Source organism: Arsenicibacter rosenii (assembly GCF_001870735.1).
GTDB lineage: Bacteria > Bacteroidota > Bacteroidia > Cytophagales > Spirosomataceae > Arsenicibacter > Arsenicibacter rosenii.
On the sequence record NZ_MORL01000216.1, the window covers coordinates 1 to 726 of the forward strand.

The window sequence follows — 726 nt, forward strand, 5'->3', positions numbered from 1 at the left end:
TCCTGTAATAGATCATGAAGGGGAAAAAAGGCAATCATGGATTAAACAGCTACAGGATATTATTCGTCAGAACCTTGCCAATGAAGCTTTTTCAATTTATGTGTTAGCAGATATGGTAAATCTGAGTGAACGAAATTTACAGCGCCGGCTGAAGGCCTATACCGGCTTAACGCCAACACAGTTTATAAATGAGGTCCGACTTCAGGTAGCTTATGAATTATTTCAGCAAAAGCCACAAATGCAGGTAAAGCAGGTTGCCTATGCTGTAGGTTATCAGAAAGCTTCTTATTTTACAAAACTTTACCGTGAACGTTTCGGCGTATACCCGGGGACAAATAGCGCACAAGGAGATTTTTGAAAACCTATAAGGTAATGATATTTTGTGCGGCGAATACGTCAAAATACCCTTACCTGTTTGTTGGCGATTCGTCTTTCATGGCGTTGTTATCAGTACCGGTTAGTGGCTCTTTCTGGTATATGCACAAAAACATTAATCAATATAAAGCAATAAATACTGAATTTTTCTTCTTAACCGTAATAACCGCATTTTAATAGCTGAATTACTCAGATTCAGATCATTACTAATTTCTGCAATAGTACACATTTTAAAGTATTTCATCTTTATTAACTGCCGTTCTTCAAAAGAAAGGTGCAGCATAGCATGTGTCAGCTTAATATGTTCATCACCTTCATCATCATCTTTATTATAGCTGTCAACATCAATAA

The 726-nt window shown here is 36.8% G+C and carries 2 protein-coding genes; one reads left to right on the top strand and one right to left on the bottom strand.

What is annotated here, in order from left to right:
- Window positions 1–358: helix-turn-helix domain-containing protein (locus tag BLX24_RS30915; RefSeq protein ID WP_143092966.1), on the top strand; the 358-nt coding region annotated here is incomplete at its 5' end.
- A 132-nt stretch (window positions 359–490) separates the two neighbouring features.
- Here the strand turns inward: BLX24_RS30915 and BLX24_RS30920 are convergent.
- Window positions 491–726: sigma factor-like helix-turn-helix DNA-binding protein (locus tag BLX24_RS30920; protein WP_177226000.1), on the bottom strand; the 236-nt coding region annotated here is incomplete at its 5' end.